This is a genomic window from Microbacterium trichothecenolyticum (assembly GCF_041938625.1).
Classification (GTDB): Bacteria; Actinomycetota; Actinomycetes; order Actinomycetales; family Microbacteriaceae; genus Microbacterium; species Microbacterium trichothecenolyticum_D.
In genome coordinates, this window is record NZ_CP169427.1 from 405,303 (window position 1) to 423,905 (window position 18,603).

At 70.7% G+C, this 18,603-nt stretch carries 15 protein-coding genes; 9 read left to right on the plus strand and 6 right to left on the minus strand.

The genetic code is table 11. The features are described from left to right. Window positions 1–130: 130 nt before the first annotated feature. A complete protein-coding gene (locus tag ACEYYH_RS01895; RefSeq protein WP_374976606.1) occupies window positions 131–1,294 on the minus strand; it encodes a polysaccharide deacetylase family protein in 1,164 nt (387 codons plus the stop codon). Between the two features lie 143 nt (window positions 1,295–1,437). Here ACEYYH_RS01895 and ACEYYH_RS01900 point away from each other — a divergent pair, with 143 nt between their 5' ends. Beyond that, on the plus strand, window positions 1,438–1,803 hold the full coding sequence (locus ACEYYH_RS01900; RefSeq protein WP_374976607.1) for a hypothetical protein: 366 nt from the start codon (window positions 1,438–1,440) through the stop codon (window positions 1,801–1,803). A gap of 28 nt (window positions 1,804–1,831) precedes the next feature. Continuing rightward, a complete protein-coding gene (locus ACEYYH_RS01905; protein ID WP_374976608.1) occupies window positions 1,832–2,347 on the plus strand; it encodes a glycine cleavage system protein R in 516 nt (171 codons plus the stop codon). A gap of 21 nt (window positions 2,348–2,368) precedes the next feature. Here ACEYYH_RS01905 and ACEYYH_RS01910 read toward each other — a convergent pair whose 3' ends face one another. From ACEYYH_RS01910 to ACEYYH_RS01920, 3 genes are read right to left on the minus strand one after another with little or no spacing between them, the layout of a single operon-like run. Then, a complete protein-coding gene (locus tag ACEYYH_RS01910; protein ID WP_374976609.1) occupies window positions 2,369–6,094 on the minus strand; it encodes an SCO7613 C-terminal domain-containing membrane protein in 3,726 nt (1,241 codons plus the stop codon). Further along, window positions 6,091–6,336, minus strand: coding sequence for a helix-turn-helix domain-containing protein (locus tag ACEYYH_RS01915; RefSeq protein WP_374976610.1), 246 nt, complete (start codon window positions 6,334–6,336; stop codon window positions 6,091–6,093). Before ACEYYH_RS01915 ends, ACEYYH_RS01910 begins: the two co-directional genes overlap by 4 nt. Then, window positions 6,336–6,812, minus strand: a complete 477-nt coding sequence (locus ACEYYH_RS01920) for a DUF2975 domain-containing protein (protein WP_181911749.1) — start codon at window positions 6,810–6,812, stop codon at window positions 6,336–6,338. Before ACEYYH_RS01920 ends, ACEYYH_RS01915 begins: the two co-directional genes overlap by 1 nt. Before the next feature lie 148 nt (window positions 6,813–6,960). Here ACEYYH_RS01920 and ACEYYH_RS01925 point away from each other — a divergent pair, with 148 nt between their 5' ends. Next, window positions 6,961–7,554, plus strand: coding sequence for a dihydrofolate reductase family protein (locus ACEYYH_RS01925; RefSeq protein ID WP_374976611.1), 594 nt, complete (start codon window positions 6,961–6,963; stop codon window positions 7,552–7,554). On the opposite strand, the gene ACEYYH_RS01930 is transcribed toward ACEYYH_RS01925, so the two are convergent. Then, window positions 7,457–9,826, minus strand: a complete 2,370-nt coding sequence (locus tag ACEYYH_RS01930; protein WP_374976612.1) for a glycoside hydrolase N-terminal domain-containing protein — start codon at window positions 9,824–9,826, stop codon at window positions 7,457–7,459. The genes ACEYYH_RS01925 and ACEYYH_RS01930 overlap by 98 nt on opposite strands. A gap of 58 nt (window positions 9,827–9,884) precedes the next feature. After that, entirely contained in the window at window positions 9,885–10,886 is a 1,002-nt protein-coding gene (locus ACEYYH_RS01935) for a LacI family DNA-binding transcriptional regulator (protein ID WP_374976613.1), read from the minus strand. 268 nt (window positions 10,887–11,154) lie between these two features. Here ACEYYH_RS01935 and ACEYYH_RS01940 point away from each other — a divergent pair, with 268 nt between their 5' ends. The 6 genes from ACEYYH_RS01940 (at window position 11,155) to ACEYYH_RS01965 (ending at window position 18,584) form a co-directional block, all read left to right on the plus strand. Continuing rightward, window positions 11,155–12,435, plus strand: coding sequence for an ABC transporter substrate-binding protein (locus tag ACEYYH_RS01940; RefSeq protein WP_374976614.1), 1,281 nt, complete (start codon window positions 11,155–11,157; stop codon window positions 12,433–12,435). A 63-nt stretch (window positions 12,436–12,498) separates the two neighbouring features. Next, the gene (locus ACEYYH_RS01945; RefSeq protein WP_374976615.1) at window positions 12,499–13,488 is read left to right on the plus strand and encodes a carbohydrate ABC transporter permease; all 990 of its coding nucleotides are present in this window, start codon (window positions 12,499–12,501) and stop codon (window positions 13,486–13,488) included. Further along, window positions 13,488–14,396, plus strand: a complete 909-nt coding sequence (locus ACEYYH_RS01950; RefSeq protein ID WP_374976616.1) for a carbohydrate ABC transporter permease — start codon at window positions 13,488–13,490, stop codon at window positions 14,394–14,396. Before ACEYYH_RS01945 ends, ACEYYH_RS01950 begins: the two co-directional genes overlap by 1 nt. Further along, a complete protein-coding gene (locus ACEYYH_RS01955) occupies window positions 14,396–16,717 on the plus strand; it encodes a beta-glucosidase (RefSeq protein WP_374976617.1) in 2,322 nt (773 codons plus the stop codon). Before ACEYYH_RS01950 ends, ACEYYH_RS01955 begins: the two co-directional genes overlap by 1 nt. Before the next feature lie 32 nt (window positions 16,718–16,749). Continuing rightward, window positions 16,750–17,505: a ThuA domain-containing protein gene (locus tag ACEYYH_RS01960; RefSeq protein ID WP_374978292.1), complete on the plus strand. Its 756-nt coding sequence runs from the start codon at window positions 16,750–16,752 to the stop codon at window positions 17,503–17,505. After that, window positions 17,502–18,584 carry a Gfo/Idh/MocA family protein gene (locus ACEYYH_RS01965; RefSeq protein WP_374976618.1) on the plus strand — a complete coding sequence of 361 codons (1,083 nt, stop codon included), beginning with the start codon at window positions 17,502–17,504 and terminating at the stop codon, window positions 18,582–18,584. Before ACEYYH_RS01960 ends, ACEYYH_RS01965 begins: the two co-directional genes overlap by 4 nt. The last annotated feature ends 19 nt before the right edge of the window (window positions 18,585–18,603 follow it).

Below are 18,603 nucleotides of genomic sequence, written 5' to 3' on the forward strand. Positions count from 1 at the left end.
AAGGAATCCCCAGATCCCTTGCGCGTTGTCACTGTACGCCCGCAGGACGAGGACGGGAAGACTTTCTCCCAGAAAACTTGACAGGCCTCGACGGAGACCGGTATTGGAGCTCAGTCGCGGTATGCCGCCGTCAGCCGATGAGGTTGATCAGCGCGTCCAATCCCATGCCGTAGTTGATCCGCACGGTCGGCAGGGCGAGCTTGTCGGTGCCGATTGTGACGTACCCGGGTTCGATGGTGCGGGCCATCTCCCAACCGGCCTGGCGGAGCCCTTCTTTCGCGGTGTCGTTGTAGTGCCCGAACGGGTAGGCCATGATCTCCTTCACCCCGAGCACGCCGTACGACGCCTCCATGTCGGCCACGATCTCGGGCACCGAGAGGTTCGTGATGAGCCCGTCGCCGTTCGCGCCCGCACGGTGCATGTCGTGCGTGTGCGAGCGCCGCAGCACGTAGACGTTCGGCGGCGGATCCTGCCGGTAGGCCGTGATCATGAACGACGTGGTGAGCACCTTGTACTTGTCGACCACGGGCACGGCCAGGTCGAACCACGTCTGGTCGGCGTCGTCATCGGTGACGATCACGGAGTGGGTCGGCAGGAACAGGCGCCCGTCGATGAAGGCCGACAGCTCGTCCCACGTCGGCAGGTAGAAGCCCGTCGTCGCGATGTGGTTCATGTGCGCGTCGAAGTCGCCGATGTACGCGTAGTTCCCGCGCAGCCACCCGCTCTCGCCCTGGGGGTTGGCGGTGAACTGGTGGTACATCAGGATCGGGATGCGGGCGTCCTCCGCCGCATTCTGCTCGGGACTCATCCACGCGCCGTGCAGCGTCACGCGCCGGTCGGTGCAGGCGACGGGCTCGGAGCCGTTGATGCGTCCCGGGATCGCGAAGGCCGCGGCATCCGCCGGGGTCGCGTACCAGCCCGCGAACACGAGCCCGTCGCGCGACGGGATGGGAAGTCCGGCGTACAGCGCCCCTTGCGTCTGCAGCATGGGTGCGTCGGCGATGCCGTCGCCGGCGAAGCTCACCGCGCACGCCGCGGGGTCGGTGCTCGACGCGAGCAGCTGCTCTTCGGGCGTCAGCGGCGTCTGGGTGGGAGTCGGTGTCGCCGACGAGGCCGCAGAGGGCGCAGCATCCGTGTTCCCGTCGTCCGCGCCCGCGCGTGCGAAGCCGATCGCCGCCACCGTGCCGCCGATCACGGCGAGCAGCACGACGGCGCCCGCGATGCCCGCGAACATGCGCCGGCGACGCACCCGCGCCGACGGTCGTCGGGCTTCAGGTGTGCCGAAGGTGGCCATACGACTCCCCGCGTCCGGACCGCGCATCCCCACGTGCGATCTCTGAGGGGATGCTACCCGGATGCTGCGACCCGCCGCCCGACCGCGGCGCGGGTTGTGGATGATCGACCTCGCCTCGAGACGTTTCGCTACGCTCGGGTCTCATGCTGCCCGCGGACTGGATCGAGCACCGGCGCGCCGACGGCGAGATCCTGGGATGGATGCTCGCCTCCGGCGACGGCTTCCGCGTCTTCGACCTGCTCGGTCGTGAGCGCACGCCCGACGGCGCCGACGCCGTCGAGTGGCTCGCCGCCGAGGAGCTCCTCGAGGACCTCGGCATCGGCTATCTCGCCGACAGGTGGACCCTGCGCCTGCCGGACGGCACCGAGCGCCCGGTGCGGATCGCGGAGGCGAGCGCCCGCGGCGTCACGGTCGTCGCGGATGAGTACGGCGCGGCCTCCGCGGTCAGCGCCGATCCGGAGCGATTCCGCCTGCCGTTCCCGGTGACGTCCGAGCTCGCCCCGCGCTGACGCCGGCCGCGTGGGTACGCTGTCAGCCATGACGATCCTGGTTCTCACCCTTGTCGGAGGCGATCGAGCCGGTCTCGTCGCGGCCGTCGCCGACGTCGTCGATCGCCACGGCGGCAACTGGGAGAACAGCCAGCTCGCCGAGCTGTCGGGCGTCTTCGCAGGGGTCGTCGAAGTCTCCGTCGCGCCGGCGCGCGCGGACGAGCTCCGCGAGTCGCTGTCGGTGCTCGACGGGCTGCTCTCCGTGACGGTCAGCACGGGCGCCGAGCCTTCGCCGCAGGATGCCGTGATGCGTCCGCTCGCGCTGCAGGTGATCGGCAACGACCATCCGGGCATCGTCAGGGAGCTGACGACAGTCCTGCGCTCCCACGACATCAGCATCGACCGCATGACCACCGAGACGCGTGAGGCGGCCATGTACGGGGGCCGGCTGTTCGAGGCGACGGTGACAGCCAGGATCCCGGCATCCGTCGATCTCGACGCCCTCACGCGCGAGCTCGAGCGCCTCGCCACCGAGATCCAGGTCGACGTCACCTTCGAGCCCTGAGCCCGTCCTCGGTGCCCGGCGTCAGGCGAGGTCGCGCAGCCGGGCCGCGAGGCCGGTGCCGTCGCCGGCCCGCCGCTCGTAGCCGACGGCGATGATGAGCAGCACCGCGCCGACCACCGACAGCGTGATCCACCACGGCATCGCCTCGATGCCGCGCCCGATCTGCACCATGAACGCGAGCACGTTCTCGACCGGCAGTACGACGATCCCGATGACGAAAGGCGCGGCGAGGCGCTGCGTGGCGCCCACCAGGATCGCCACCAGGGCGATCGCCATCACGAGGATCGCGCGCCACGTGCGCGGGTCGGTGTAGGTCGCGGCGACGGAGGCACTGAGGAGCACGACAAGTCCGGGGCCGAGCAGCGGCCATGACCCGGTCCAGCCCGCGGGCCACGCCTCGATCGACCTCGCGGGCGGGAACGTCGCGGGACGGCGCACCGCTAGGGCGCCGGCCGCGAGGAGGAACAGCCCGAGCGGCAGAGAGAACCACTCGACGCGCAGGTCCCGTGGGCTCCACGCGACGACCGCGGTCGCGAACGAGACGGCGAACAGGAACCACACCGGCGGCAGCGCCGTCGGCCCGCGCCGCCCGCGTGCGGCGACGGCCACCATGAGCGTGAGGAACGCCAGCAGCAGTGCCCACATCGTCCAGATGACCGCCCACTCCCGCTCGATCGCCGGCCACGCCGCGACCCCGAGGATCAGCACGGCGGGCGCGCCGAGCCAGCGCGTCCGAGCGAGCCGTGTCCCCGGCGCGAGCGTGCGGTGCAGCGCGCGCGCGGCGCTCGCCGCAGCTCCGGCGCCGACGAGTCCGAACGCGAGCGCCGCGACGATCAGCGGATCCGTGGGCGCGACGTCGAGCCCCGTGCCCCACCTCACACCTTGCACCGCGGCCGCCGCGGCGGCCACGATCGCGACGGCGAGCGTCGGCGCGCGCAGCGCCCGCAGGCGACGCATGCGCGGCCCGGACGCAAGACTGACGATGACGGATGCTGCGACCAGCGCCCACGCCGCGCCGACGAGTGCGTACGCCCGGGCGGGTAACCCGGTGTCGACGGCGAGGGCGGGGATCGCAGCATCCGTTCCGTCCAGCGCCAGCGCGATCAGGACCGGAACCACCCCGACGGCGAGGCCCACCGTGTAGAGGCCGGCAGCGGGTCGCCCGCGCGCGGTGAACCAGGCGGCGACGACCGCGATGCCGAGGGCCGGCGGCAGCAGGTACGGCTCGAGCCCGGTGACGCCCGCGATTCCCCAGGCGCTCCACAGTGCGCCCGTGAACGCGGCACCCGCCAGCGGCCACGCGTAGCGGCGCGGTGAGAAGAGGGCGGTCGCGACGAACCCGATGCCCAGGATCACGAGCACGAGCAGCGTCGTCGGCAGCCCCGCCGAGGTGCGCACGAGTGACAGCGCGACGGCGATCACGGCGGTGAGGAGAGCGGATGCCTCGACCGCGAGTCCGGCGGCCCGCACGTGCGGGAGCGGCACGCGGCGCGAGAGCGCATCGGCGAGCAGGCCGGCCGAGGCCAGCGTGCCCGCGACGATCCCCGCGATGACGGGGAGCACGATCGGCGATCCGCTCATCGGCAGCAGCTGTGCCCCGAGACACACCGCGACCACCGCGAGGGCGGGCACGAGGGTGGCGGCGGCGAGCGTGCGCACGGCGATGCCCAGTCCCGGTCGCGTCGTCGTCACGAGCGTCAGGGCGAGGCAGAAGATGACCGCGGTCGACAGCGCGGTCCAGCCGCTGCGCTCGAAGACGACCTGCAGCACGCCGATCGCGAAGGGCACGGCCGTCACGGCGAGCACGGCGTACCACTCTCGCGACGGCACCCGCCGGGCGAACGTGACCGCGATCGCGACGGCGCCCGCGGCGCATGTCGTGAGGCACACGACCACGAGCGGGTCCGCGCCGGCGCGGGCGAGCGCGGTCGCGAGCACGACCAGCGCGTAGGCGAACCCGACGCCGACGTGCACGAAGCGGGCCGCGCGCGGCACGGTGAGCGCGAGCAGACCCAGTGTCGCGACGACGGCGGCACCCACCCAGACCGTGAGGTCGCCGCCCCGCCATGACAGCACCGCGGCGAACGCGACGGCCGCGTGCGCGCCCACCACGAGCGGCATGCGGACGGCGGCCGATGCATGCTGCAGCCGCGTCGTCGCGACGGCGCCGGCCACGACCGCGGCGACGAGCGCGACCGCGATGCGCGCCCACACCCCGAGGCCCGGCAGCGCGAGCACCGTGAGGAACGCGAGCACCGCGTACCACGCGCCCAGGAACCCGAGCCAGCGCGTGCCGATGGCCGGCGGCGTCCACGACTCGACCGGTCCGGCGTCGGCGTCGGCGGCAGCGAGCTCGCGCGGAGTCGTGAGGGCGGCGAACGACGCGAGCGACAGCGCCAGGGCGGTCAGTCCCACCGTGAGCCCGAGCGCCGTCGCGGGCAGGAGGACGGTGCCGCCCGTCGGGCTCGCGACGACCCCTGCCAGCGTCAGGAACGCGGTGAGCGTCGGGATCACGGCGACGGCCGCGACGACCGCGATCGCTCCGGCGAACAGCGCGCCGCGCGCGACCATGCGGTGCACGGGGGTGACCGCGCCGACGACGACCAGCCCGACACCGGCCGCAACGGGGAATGCCGCGAACCAGCCTTCGGTGCTCGCTCCGGCGAACGGCAGCACCGCCACGGCGGCGACGACCGCCGCACCGGCGACCCCGCTCCACAGCGTTCCGGCCAGGTGGCGGGCCGACGCCGCGGCGAGGACGGCGATCGCCACCAGGGTCGCGCTCGCGAGGTGCGCGGGGGAGACGCCGGTGGCGGCATCCGTCCCCCACGCCGCCACCAGTGCCGCGGCCGTGAACCCGAACTGCAGGACGGTGAGGGTCACGGTCTCCGCGGTGCGCGGGCGGTCGGACATGGCCCTCCCGCGGGATGCGAGGGCGACCAGGGCGCTCGCCGCCGCGGCCGAGGCCAGGGATCCGGCCGTCGTCGCCACCGCCGAGGGGGTCGCGAGGGCGAGCATCAGCGGCACGAAGGCGAGCGCCACGAGCCCGCTCCACAGCCACGTGCGGATGCCGGCGCGGGGGGCGAGGACGGCGAGGGCTGCGCCCGCGACCAGCGTCGTGAGGGCGGTGAAGACCCACCCGTCCGCGCCCGCCGGCAGCAGCGCCACGACCGTCGTCACGGTGAGGGCGAGGAAGACCACGCCAAGGGCGCCGATCGCCTCGGCCGAGAAGCGCAGGCCGCGCCGCGCGAGGAGCGGCGACCCACCGAGGAACGCGGCGGCGATGGCGCCGACGACCGCCGCGCGCGGCAGCGGGTCGGCGAGGTCGGGGTTGAAGAACGTGAACACCACGGCCGCGACGGCGACGAGGCCCGCGCCCGCGACCGCGAGCACGGACTGCACGGTCGCGGAGGGGCCGGCCGCGGGGGTGTACGCAACCGTGGCGGGCGCGGCGGGGTACGCGGCGACCGGTCCGGCCGCGGTGGCGGCGCTCGGCGATTCGAGCGGCGCGATGGGCACCCGCTCGAGCACGAGCTGTCGCGCCGTGAGCGCGTGGACCGCGTCCTGCGACGCGGCCCACAGGTCGCGGCCGACCGCACCCCGGAAATCCGCCCCGCACGCCGGGCAGCGTCGCTCGGCGATGATGCCCGAGCCGCACACCGGGCAGCGCACGACGTCGAGCAGCTCGGCGATCGCCACCGTGCTCCAGGCGGGCGCCGTCCGCGCACCCGCCGGAGCCGTGCTCATCCTTCGCCCTCCGCCGCGGCGATCGCCGCCGGATGATCGTCGGGCACCCACTCCAGGATGTCGCCGGGCCGGCACTCCAGCACGCGGCAGATCGCGTCGAGCGTCGTGAAGCGCACCGCCTTCGCGCGGCCGTTCTTCAGCACCGAGACGTTCGCCGGGGTGATGTCGATCGCGGCGGCGAAGTCGGTGACCGACATCTTCTTCTTCGCCAGCTGCACGTCGAGGGTGATGATGATCGGCATCACACCACCTCCGAGAGGTCGTGCTCGAGCTGCGATGCTTTTCGCAGCAGGCCCCGCAGCACCACGATCAGCAGCGACAGCCCGGCGCCGACCACGACGCCCAGCAGCAGGAGCAGGGTGATGGACGGCGTCAGGAACCCGGTCAGGCTCAGTGCCACGAGAGCGACGAACACGAGGAACGTCGCGAACGCGACGGCCGCGAGGCTGACGTCGACGTCGGGGAACGCGCTGTCGCTGAAGATGCTGTCCTCGCGCACCAGCGACAGCAGCCGCCACACGCACACGAGCACGACCTGCACGCACAGGAGGAACAGGATGCCGACGATCGTGCCCGGGATCTCGAAGTACGCGATCTCCCAGTAGCGCACCGCCGACTGCGCGGCGACGGCGGGGACCACGAACACCTGGCAGCACAGCAGCAGCGCGAGCAGTGCCGCGATGAGGACTTTCAGGACGATGATCGTGGTGCGTTGCATGCCAGTCTGCCTATCGATAAACGGTATATAGCTATCGAGAAACAATAGCCACAGCATCCGTCCTCTTCGCAAGTGGCGGTTGCTGGGGATCCGCTGGCAGCGCCGCTGGGGTGGCCCGTGGGGGAGGCCGGGGGTAGCGTGCCGACGCATGGGGTCGCTGATCTACTTCAACTCCGCCTCGCTCGACGGCTACATCGCCGGCCCGGACGGCCGCTGGGACTGGGCGACGCCCGACGCCGAGGTGCACTCCTTCGTCAACGGACTCTTCGCGCCGGCGGGGACTCACCTCTACGGCCGCAGGATCTACGAGGTGATGAAGGTGTGGGACGAGGTCGACCTCGAGCAGCTCTCTCCGCCCGAACGCGAGTTCGCGCTGCAGTGGCGCGACATCGACAAGATCGTCTTCTCATCGACGCTCGACGCCGTCACGACGCCTCGCACCGAGCTGCGCACCTCCTTCGACGCCGACGAGGTGAGACGGATGACGGATGCCGCGGCCACGCCCATCGCGATCGGCGGCGGTCGGCTCGCCTCGGCGGCGGCACGTGCCGGCATCCTCGATGAGGTGCATCTCGTGATCGCGCCGGCGGTCGTCGGCGGCGGCATCCGCTTCCTCGATGAAGGTCTGCGGCTCGACCTGGAGCTCACGGGCGAGCGGCGGTTCGCCAACGGGTCGGTGTACCTCGCCTATCGCGTGAGTCGAGCCGGATGGTGTGCGGGCCGCGCGACAGGTCCACCCTGATGGAGGACCCGAGTCCGCTCACGTTCAGAATCTCGCTGTCGCGCGCCGCCTCGGACCCGGGAACCGCCCGGATGACGACGGTCGCGCCACCGGCGTCCCACCGCAGCTCCTCGATGAGGACGCCGCCCCGCGCCCGCACGCCTCGGAGTGATCCCGAGGGCCAGGCGGTCGGCAATGCAGGCAGCAGCACCAGTGATCCCGGCTGGGACTGCACGAGCATTTCGATCACGAGGGCCGGCAGCCCACCGCTCGCATCCACATTGAAGATCGAGTCGCCGTCGTGCGTCGACACCGCGTTGGACCGCCAGAAGTCCCGGGCGAGGGACTCCACGCAGCGCAGGGCCGCGTCAGAGTCTCCCAGCCGCGCGGCCGCCAGCCCGAGCCCGACCAGCCCGAACGCCATCTCCATGCGCCCGTCTTCACCGGCCCAGGGTCGTTCGTCGCGCCATGCCAGCTTCCGGTGGATGGTCTCGATCGCTGCCCGACGAAGCTCAGGAGCCTGTGCCGCGTCGTCCTCTTCGTACCAGAACGGATAGAGCTGGGACGCATGCCGGTGCCCGAGTTCCTCGGCGAGGCCGGGGTCGAGCCATTCGGCGAAGGTGCCGTCATCGGCGACGCGATACGGAGGAAGGCGTTCCGCGAAGGACTCCCACGCGGCGCGATCGGCGTCCTCGCCCAGGAGATCGGCGATCCGCACCGCGAGCCGCGCAGCATCGCGGAGGGCGGCGACGTCCATGGTCGCGTCGACGGCGATCGGATTGGTGCGATTGCCCGGCGTGTTCTCGGGCGAGTACGACGGCACGAGATGGAGCGTGCCGGTGTCATCGGGCAGGCCGATGGCGGTGGCGAACGCCATGACGTTCTGGGCGAGCGGCCACGCATATTCGCGGAGCGTCGTGAGGTCGCCGGTCGCGCTGAATTGGTCCCAAGCCAGCCGGAGGATCCATGCGCCGCCCGCGATCCAGTACAGGTGGGGGTACGACGTGGCGAAGTGATTGCTGCGGCCGTGAGAGTCGAAGCGCGCGGGCAGAAGCCAGCCCGGAGCGCCGAAGACGCGTTCGGCGTTCTCCGCGTAGTGATCGGTGTGACGGAAGACGGCGCGGAGGTACGAGGTGAGCAGTTCCGGGGTCCCCGAAGCCACCAGCGACGCGACGCCACCGTGCTGCACATTGCCGTTCTGAGTCCAGTCGCCCGACCAGGCCGGTCGCCGCGTGCCCTGCCAGATGCCGACGAGCGTCGGCGGCAGCACGCCGGTCGCCGACAGGATCGTGTGGCGCCCCGAGGCGAAGGCGAGTTCGATCGCCGCCAGCACGGACGGCGCATCTCCTTCACGCGCACCCTCGAGCACGTGGTCGTAGGAGTGGTCGTCGCCCACGTCGCTGTTGAGGTCGAGCGAGCACGCGGCGAACAGCGAGGCGTGCGTCACGCCGGACGGTTCGGCTGGTTCCCCGAGCCCGCCGAACACCTCGACGCGGATCGGCAGTCGGGTCGCGGCGCCGCCCGCAACGCGGATCCGCACACCTCCGTCGATGGGTTGCGGGTCGAGGTCCGCCGCAAGCTCGACGCTGAGCCGGGCGCGGGTCGGCGACCACGTGCTCGGCGGGTGCTGCCGCACGAACGGGGGCAGGGTCGCGGCGTCGACTTCCACGTCGACCACCCAGCGTCCTGCTTCCAGAGCGCTCGTCTCGGTGAGGAACACGCCGTAGTCCGTGGACGGATAGTCGCCGGTTCCGTGTGCGTCACCCCCGGGGTCGAGAGACAGCACACCTCGGATGTCGCGACTCGATGACAACTCGAGGAACAGGGTGCCGGCGGCGCGATCGGGCACGATCGCGATGCCGCTGCGGTCGGTGTGCTCAGAGCCCCACTCGACCTCGACTCGTCCCGTCAGGAAGTCTCCTGACCTGCGGTAGGTCGACACGCGTGGCTCTTCGTCCGGGACCCACGACAGTGCTGCGACGGGGACGAACGGGTCGGTCCAGACCATCTGTCCCTCGTACCCGTCATCCCAGGCGACCCGCGAGGTGATCGAGGCCGCCCCCTCGGTGTCGCCGGCAAGCACGGCGGAACGGACCTCGTCGATCATGGGGCCGGTGCGAGGGGCGGGGATGGCGGAGTTCACCGGGATGAAGAACTCCTCGTGGCACACATGTACGACGTGACGGTCGGGTGCCCCGGAGAGCACCGCGCCCAGGCTGCCCGTGCCCGCGATGAGACCGTGTTCCCAATCCATACCGGCCGACGAGCTCCAGAACCCTGTTCTGTGTGGCACGACGCTGTCTCCTTCCGCCCCTTCCGCACGGCACCTGACCGACTGCGACTGCCAAGCGTCAGAGCGACTCGCGACGGACGAGCGACGTGGGCAGCAGCTGCTCCTTCTCGGCCGGCAGTCCCCGGATCGTCGCAAGGAGCGTATCGGCCGCCGCCCGGCCCATCTCCTCCAGGGGCTGCCGGACGGTCGTCAGCGGCGGGTCGGACGTGCTGGCTATGAGCACGTCGTCGAAACCGACCACTGACACGTCCGCGGGCACACGGCGCCCGGCCGCCTGGAGGACGCGAATCGCCCCGGCGGCCATGAGGTCGGACGAGGCGAAGACTCCGTCGAGGTCGGGGGCGCGCTGGAGCAGACGCGCCATGGCCGCGGTGCCGCTGTCAAGGGTGAAGTCGCCGTGGACGATCGGGCCGGGCTGGATGCCGTGACGGGCGAGTTCGTCCGTCCATCCGCGCGTACGCTCGCGGGCCTGCTCGAGATCCAGGGGGCCGGTGATGATCCCGATGGAACGCCGTCCACGCTCGATGAGTGCGCGTGCGGCCAGGACGCCGCCGCCGTAGTTGTCGGAGTCGATCACGATCGGCTCCTGGCCGATGTCAGCGTGCGGTCTGCCCACCCAGGCGACCGGAATGGGCGAGTCGGCGAGGCTCTCGACGAGGTGGGTGATCTCGTGCTGCAGGATCACGATCACGCCATCGAGCGCGCCCGAGCGCAGGAAGCGCGGGATCCGGTCGAGATCCTCGTGATCGGCGGGGAGCAGAACCGGCTGAACTTCGCCGGCGGACAGACCCTTCGCCGCACCCTTGAGCACGGCGGTGAAGAACGTGCCACTGAGACTGCCGAGCTCGTCGAAGGCGATGACCAGACCGATCGAGCCCGCCTTCCCCCCTCGCAGCACTCGCGCGGCGAAGTTCGTCTCGTAGCCCAGCCGCCGGGCCTCGCGTGCCACGGCCTCCGTCATCGCAGGGTCCACGTTCGTGGCTCCCGCGAGCACGCGCGCGGCGGTGGCCCGCGAGACGCCCGCCGCCTGGGCGACGTCGACGATGGTGGGTCGGGCCATGGCTCTCCTCCGAGGATGCGCATCGGCCGTAGATCGATCTCACGACCACGTCGATCATTGCACGCGCCGCGCGACCTGCGTGGCATTCCGATCGGGATACCGCGCCCTCGACCCGCCGAGTTCTGAGCGCCAAGCGCTTTCCTTTGGGGGCTTGTGCTTTCGAGTCCTCCATGGTTACTGTGGCTCGCGGATGAGAGATCGATCTCTCAGGGCGGCAAGATTCCGCCATCTCCCGCTCTCACATGTCCCCCGAAGAAGAGGAGCAGTTGTGAATCGTCGCAAACTGGCCCTGCCCATCGCCGCCTTCGGCGCTCTCGCGCTGCTGATCTCCGGATGCTCGGGAGGGTCCGGCGCCGGCTCGGAGGCCGGGGACCCGAACGCCGAGTTCGAGTTCTGGTCGTTCACCGGGATCGGCCAGAAGGATTCGGTCGACCGGTACCTCGAGAAGAACCCCGACGCGAAGGTCAAGCTCTCGGAGGTCGGCAGCACCACCGAGACGGCGACCGCGCTGACGGCGGCCCTGGCCGGCGGCCGCGTGCCCGACCTGGTCATGATCCAGAACGACGACCTGCCCAAGTTCGTCGAGAACCCCGGCAACTTCGTCGATCTGCGCACGCTCGGCGGCGACGACATCGGCGACGGGTACCTGGACTGGGCCATCGACGGAGCCACCGCCGAGGACGGATCCATCATCGGCATCCCCACCGACGTCGGCGGGCTGGCCTTCGCCTATCGGGCAGACCTCTTCGAGAAGGCGGGCCTGCCCACCGACCCGGCCGAGGTGGCGAAGATGTGGTCGACGTGGGACGACTTCATCGCCATGGGGGAGAAGTACACCGAGGCCACCGGCGAGCCGTTCGTCGACAACGTCGAGACATCCGTCTTCTTCTCGACGGTCAACCAGGTGAGCCAGAAGTACTACACGCCCGAGGGCGAACTCATCTACGACACGAACCCCGAGGTCGAGGAAGCGTTCGACGTCGCGGTGCGCACATATGAAGCGGGGCTCAGCGCCGACATCCCGGCATGGTCGTCGGGCTGGGCGCCGGGTAAGGCCAACGGCGCCTTCGCCGTCACCACGGCACCGTCGTGGATCCTCTCGGGCCTCAAGAACGACGCACCCGACACCGAGGGCAAGTGGCGCATCGCGTCCATCCCGGGGGTGGGAGGCAACTGGGGTGGCAGCGTCATCGCCATCCCCGCCCGAGCGGAGAACAAAGAGGCGGCCTGGCAGTACATCGAGACGATGCTGTCGCCCGAGGGGCAGACCGAGCACTTCGCTACGACCGGCACCTTCCCCGCGGCCGAGGCGGCCCTCGAGAGCGATGAGGTCAAGAGCTACACCGACCCGTTCTACGGCGACTCCCCGATCGGTCAGATCATGAGCGAGTCGGTCCTGAACTTCCAATCGTTCTACAACGGACCCGACACCAGCGCGATCGGCGCTGCGCTCCTGAACGCACTCGTCGACATGCAGGCGGGCAACGTCGCACCAAAGGACGCCTGGCAGCAGGGACTCGACAGCGCGAAAGCAGCCATCGGGGGCTGACCCCCTTCGACAGACGGTGGCCCGGGCTCGCCCGGGCCACCGTCCCGACCGAGGCCGAGGACCATGACCGTCACCGCTCCCGCGAACACCACGGCGACCGCCACCGCCACCGTCATCTCCGTGCGCAAGACGCGCCGTCGCGACCGACCACGGTCGCGCATCCGCCAGAGCATCGGCGAGCGCATCGCGCCCTACTTCTACATCGCGCCGTTCTTCGTCATCTTCGCCATCTTCGGGCTGTTCCCGCTCGTCTTCACCTTCTACGTGGCGCTCTTCGACTGGAACCCGATCGGCGAGCAGACCTTCGTCGGACTCGCCAACTTCGAGCGGCTGCTCCAGGACCCCCGGTTCTGGAACGCCTTCATGAACACGTTCGGCATCTTCCTCCTTTCCACGATCCCGCAGCTCGCGCTGGCGCTCGGACTCGCCCACCTGCTCAACCAGGCCACACTCAAGTGGGCGAACTTCTTCCGCATGACGCTCCTGGTGCCCTACATCACCTCGGTGGCAGCGACAGCCCTCGTCTTCGCCCAGATCTTCGACCGCAACTTCGGCCTCATCAACTGGGTCCTCAACATCTTCGGCATCCCCGACGTCAACTTCCTGTCCTCGCAGGTCGGTTCGTGGGTGGTCATCTCGTCGATGGTGATGTGGCGGTGGTTCGGCTACAACACGCTCCTCTACCTCGCGGGGCTCCAGGCGATCCCGCGCGAGATGTATGAGGCTGCGTCCGTGGACGGGGCATCCGGATGGCAGCAGTTCATCCACCTCACCATCCCGTCGCTGCGCCCGATCATCATCTTCACCGTCATCATGTCGACGATCGGCGGACTGCAGATCTTCACCGAGCCGCTGCTGGTCGCCCCCGAGTCCGGCCTCACGTGCGGTGGTGGACGACAGTGCCAGACCCTTGCACTGTTCCTCTACGAGCAGGGCTTCGGCCAGTTCGAATTCGGATACGGCTCGGCGATCGGTGTCGCGCTCTTCGTCATCGTCGTCGTCGTCTCGCTCATCAACTTCTACCTGACCACCCGCACCCGGAAGGCGCGCTGATGTCCGACGTCATCGATCAGGCGGTCCCGCAGGTGGGCCAGGAGGCGCTCGCGCGTCCGCAGAAGCGTCGGTCCCGGCGCGGAGCCCGAGCGGGCCATGTGTCGTGGCCCGTCTACCTGATGCTCATCATCGCGGTGCTCATCAGCGTCTTCCCGCTCTACTACATGTTCGTCATCGCCTCGGTGGGCGCATCGGCGGTCACGTCGATGCCCCCGCGGCTGTACCCCGGCTTCAACTTCTTCGAGATCGCCGGCAAGGTCTTCGACACGGTGCCGTTCTTCCAATCGCTGATCAACAGCGTGATCGTGTCGCTGGCCATCGCGGTCATCGCCTCGCTGCTGTGCGCGCTGGCCGGCTTCGCGTTCGCCAAGCTGGAGTTCCCAGGCCGGAACACGCTGTTCCTGATCGTGCTGCTGACCATGACCGTTCCGGCGCAGCTCAGCGTGATCCCGCAGTACCTCATCATCTCGTGGCTCGACTGGGTCGACACGCTCCAGGCGATCATCGTCCCGGGACTGGCGAGCGCTTTCGGCATCTTCTGGATGCGTCAGCACATGGCGACGACGCTGAACGACGAGCTCATGCAGGCCGCGCGCATCGACGGGGCCAACAGCTGGCAGATCTTCTGGCGCATCGGCTTCCCCGTCGTCCGTCCGGCGGCGTTCGTGCTCGGGCTCATCACCTTCACGGCGGTGTGGAACGACTTCATGTGGCCCTTCATCGTGCTGAAGTCGCCCGAGCTGTTCACCGTCCAGATCGTCCTGAAGCAGCTGCAGGCCAACCGCACGATCGACCTCGCGCTGACGATGGGCGGATCGTTCATGGCCACCCTCCCGCTGCTGATCGTCTTCTTCTTCGTCGGTCGGCGCATGGTCGCCGGGATCATGGACGGAGCGTTCAAGGGCTGATGAGCGCGAATGCAGGCGTCGTCGACGAGGGTCGATGGCGCGATACGACGCTGAGCGCGCGCGAGCGCGCTCAGGCCCTGGTCGACGAGCTGACCCTGGAGGAGAAGGTCGCGCAGCTGGGGTCGGTGTGGCTCACCGACGCCGCCGACGCCTTCGCTCCCAAGCTCGAGGGCGACGCCGGCGCGGCCGAGGCCGGTGACCCGTTCGTCCACGGTCTGGGTCAGCTGACTCGCGTATTCGGCACGGCGCCGGTGACCGTGCGGGAGGGTGTCGCCCGGCTTCGCGAGCTGCAGCAGAAGGTGATGGCTCAGCAGCGACTCGGCATCCCCGCGCTGGTGCACGAGGAGTGCCTGACCGGCCTCGCCGCTTTCGGCGCCACCGCCTTTCCGACGCCGCTGGCATGGGCCGCGAGCTTCGACGAAGACCTGGTGCGCGAGATGGCTCGCGCGATCGGCGAGGACATGCGCTCGATCGGTGTGCACCAAGGGCTCGCCCCGGTGCTCGACGTCGTCCGTGACTACCGCTGGGGCCGCGTCGAAGAGACCCTCGGCGAGGACCCCTACGTCGTCGGCCAGCTCGGGGCGGCCTACGTCGCGGGACTCGAGAGCGCCGGCGTCATCGCCACGCTCAAGCACTTCGCGGGGTATGCCGCCTCGCGCGGAGCCCGCAACCACGCTCCCGTCAGCATGGGTCCGCGCGAATTCGCCGACACGGTGCTGCCTCCGTTCGAGACGGCGCTCCGGCAGGGCGGTGCCCGAAGCGTCATGACGTCGTACACCGATGTCGACGGCATCCCGAGCACCGCCAATCGGCAACTGCTGGACGGCGTGCTGCGTACCGAGTGGGGCTTCGACGGCACGGTCGTCGCCGACTACTGGGCGGTGCCGTTCCTGGTGTCGATGCACCGCGTGGCCGGTGACGCCGCCGCCGCCGGCGCCCTGGCCCTCCGGGCGGGAGTCGACGTCGAGCTGCCCTCGACTGTCGCATACGCCGCGCTGCCTCGGCTGGTGCGCGCGGGGCTGGTGGACGAAAGCGACATCGACCGTGCCGCTGTCCGGCACCTGCGCCACAAGATCGAGGCGGGACTCCTCGACGGCGGGGCGATCGTCCCCGATGGCGCGGAGCACGTGTGCCTGGACGGCGAGCGCAACCGCGCGCTGTCGTCACGACTGGCGGAGGAATCGATCGTCCTGCTCAAGGACGACGGCACGGCGGGGCTGCGACCGGGCGCCCGGATCGGGCTCATCGGGCCGGCCGCCGCCGAGTACCGCAGCCTTCTCGGCTGCTACGCCTTCCCCAACCACGTGCTCACCAAGTACCCCGGACATGACCCCGGCATCGCCATCCCGACGATCGAGGAGGCGGTGCGCGCCGAGTTCGACGCGTCCGTCGTGCGCGCCGAACCCGGGTGCGCGATCCTGGGCGACGGGCAGGCGCGGATCGGGGAGGCGGTGGACCTGGCGCGCGACAGCGACGCGGTCGTCATGGTTGTCGGCGACGTCGCAGGACTGTTCGGCGCCGGCACCTCTGGAGAGGGCTGCGACGCCGAGGACCTGCGGCTGCCGGGCCGCCAGGACGAACTCGTCCGCGCGGTCCTCGCGACCGGTACGCCGACCACGCTCGTCGTCGTCTCGGGACGGCCGTACGCCCTGGGCGCCTACGGCGCGGCGGCCATGATCGTGCAGGCGTTCTTCCCCGGGGCCGAGGGCGCCGCAGCCGTCGCCGGGATCCTGTCGGGACGAGTGGCCCCGAGCGGCCGTCTGCCGGTGCAGATCCCCCGGACTCCCGCCGCCGGCGGCACGTACCTGCAGCCGCCCCTGGGCCTGCACAACGCGGGGATCACCGTGGCCGACCCGACGCCGTTGTACCCGTTCGGCTTCGGCCTCACTCCAGGGCGGATCTCCTACGAGGACCTCTCCGCACCGCTCATCGTCCCGACGACGGGGGCGGCCGAGGTGACGGTGACCGTCGGCAACAGCGGCGCCGACTGCGTCGAGGTCGTCCAGCTCTACGCCTCCTTCCCATCGGCGTCGGTGGTGCGCCCCGACGTTCAGCTCATCGGCTTCGCCCGCATCCGCATGCCCGCCGGCGAACGCCGTACCGTGCGATTCACGCTCGAGGCGGCACGCCTCGCCGCCACCGGGGCCGACGGCCGGCTGGCCGTCGACCCGGGTGTCGTGGTGCTCTCGGCGGGACCATCGGCAGCCGATCGTCCCGTCGAGGCTCGGATCCGTCTGTCCGGAGACCGGCGCGTCCTCCTGGCGCGGGCGGGCAGGACCGCGTGGGATGTGGACGACACGGAAGGAACGCCAGAACAGTGACATCAGCGGCAACATCAGCGCAGGCCTCAGGGATCCGCGTGCTCGTGTGGGGGGAGAACCACCACGAGAAGCATGACGAGACGACGCAGCGCCTGTACCCCGACACCATGCACGGCACGATCGCGGAGGGGCTCCGCAGGCTGCTGCCGGACGACGCAGTCGTGGAGACCGCCACGCTCGACGACCCCGAGCACGGGCTGGCCGAGGAGCGCCTCGCAGAGACGGACGTGCTGTTCTGGTGGGGCCACCTGCGTCACGACGCCGTCGACGACGACGTCGTCGAGCGCGTCCACCGTCACGTACTCGGCGGGATGGGGCTCGTGGTGCTGCACTCGGGCCATTTCTCGAAGATCTTCATCCGTCTCATGGGAACGACGTGCTCCCTGCGCTGGCGACAGGCCGAAGATCGCGAGCTGGTGTGGACCGTCGCCCCGGCGCATCCGATCGCGGTCGGCGTGCCGCATCCGATCGTGATCGGCTCGCAGGAGATGTACGGCGAGTTCTTCGACGTGCCCGCCCCTGACGAGTTGGTGTTCGTGTCCAGCTTCACCGGGGGAGAGGTCTTCCGCTCGGGCATGACGTTCTCGCGCGGTCACGGTCGCATCTTCTACTTCTCGCCCGGTGACCAGGACTATCCCGTCTACCACCAGCCCGAGATCCAGCGGGTCCTCGCGAACGCTGCGGCGTGGGCTAGGCAGGACCGCCCCCGCGCCGTGCCCCGCCTCGCGATGCACCGCGCCGGCGAGTTCGGCACGCCCCGAGAGTGGGACGGCGAGGTGCTGTCGTGAGGGATGTCGTCGTCGTCGGCGCGGGAGGCATGGGACGCGCGTGGCTCGACACCGTCGCCCGTCGTGACGACCTCCGCGTGAGCGCGATCGTCGATGTGTCGGTCGACACCGCACGCGCGGCCGCCGGCGAGCGGGGGTGGGACATCCCGTGCGTGGCGTCGGTGGACGAGGCCTTCGTCGCGGCAGGGCTCCCCGGGATGCTCCTGAACGTCACCATCCCCGAAGCGCACCGCGCGGTGAGCGAAGCCGCCCTGCGGCGCGGCGTGCCGGTGCTCAGCGAGAAGCCCGTCACCCCGACGGTGTCGGACGCGCTCGCGCTTGCCGCGGTGAGCGAGCTCACCGGCGTGCTGCTCGCCACCAGCCAGTCACGGCGGTACTCCGCGGGCATCCGCTCCTTCCGCGAGGAGGTGGCCGCCGCGGGGGGCGCCGCCCAGCTGACCTCGCAGTTCTTCCAGAACCCGCGCTTCGGCGGGTTCCGGGACGAGATGGAATCGCCCCTCCTCATCGACATGGCCATCCACACCTTCGATCAGGCGCGATACGTGCTCGGCCTCGACCCCGTCTCGGTGTACTGCGACGAGTTCTCGCCGCCGTGGAGCTGGTACCGCGGCGACGCCGCAGCTGAAGCGGTCTTCCGCTTCGCGGATGGCGCCCGATTCGCTTACTCGGGCAGCTGGTGCGCGGACGGACTGACGACCTCGTGGAACGGGTCCTGGCGCGCGAGCACCGCCACCGGCTCGGTGAGCTGGGACGGCGAAGCCGCGGTGACCGCGCAGCACCGCGGCGGTGAGCCGCGGACGGTGCCGGTCGGGGACGGGGAGGAAGGGCTCGATGCTGCGCTGGCCGAGTTCGTCGCCGGCCTGGACGGTGGTCCGACCCCCTCCGGCGAGGTGCGTGCCAACATCTGGAGCCTCGCGATGGTCGAGGCGGCCCTCGCCTCGGCTCGGACGGGCCAGGCCGTGCGCCTGGACGACGTCTTCGCTGCGGCATCCGCACACGCCGCGGAGTCGGCGCGCGCGAGTGGCGACCATGCCCTCGCCGGGGCGATCGCGAGCTGGAACGGGGCGCCGCCGCGCTGACCCCGTCAGTCCGCCCGGG

Coding starts and splice junctions, on each gene's coding strand:
- ACEYYH_RS01895 (WP_374976606.1), bottom strand. CDS start 1,294: ATGGCCACCTTCGGCACACCTGAAGCCCGACGACCGTCGGCGCGGGTG.
- ACEYYH_RS01900 (WP_374976607.1), top strand. CDS start 1,438: ATGCTGCCCGCGGACTGGATCGAGCACCGGCGCGCCGACGGCGAGATC.
- ACEYYH_RS01905 (WP_374976608.1), top strand. CDS start 1,832: ATGACGATCCTGGTTCTCACCCTTGTCGGAGGCGATCGAGCCGGTCTC.
- ACEYYH_RS01910 (WP_374976609.1), bottom strand. CDS start 6,094: ATGAGCACGGCTCCGGCGGGTGCGCGGACGGCGCCCGCCTGGAGCACG.
- ACEYYH_RS01915 (WP_374976610.1), bottom strand. CDS start 6,336: ATGCCGATCATCATCACCCTCGACGTGCAGCTGGCGAAGAAGAAGATG.
- ACEYYH_RS01920 (WP_181911749.1), bottom strand. CDS start 6,812: ATGCAACGCACCACGATCATCGTCCTGAAAGTCCTCATCGCGGCACTG.
- ACEYYH_RS01925 (WP_374976611.1), top strand. CDS start 6,961: ATGGGGTCGCTGATCTACTTCAACTCCGCCTCGCTCGACGGCTACATC.
- ACEYYH_RS01935 (WP_374976613.1), bottom strand. CDS start 10,886: ATGGCCCGACCCACCATCGTCGACGTCGCCCAGGCGGCGGGCGTCTCG.
- ACEYYH_RS01945 (WP_374976615.1), top strand. CDS start 12,499: ATGACCGTCACCGCTCCCGCGAACACCACGGCGACCGCCACCGCCACC.
- ACEYYH_RS01950 (WP_374976616.1), top strand. CDS start 13,488: ATGTCCGACGTCATCGATCAGGCGGTCCCGCAGGTGGGCCAGGAGGCG.
- ACEYYH_RS01955 (WP_374976617.1), top strand. CDS start 14,396: ATGAGCGCGAATGCAGGCGTCGTCGACGAGGGTCGATGGCGCGATACG.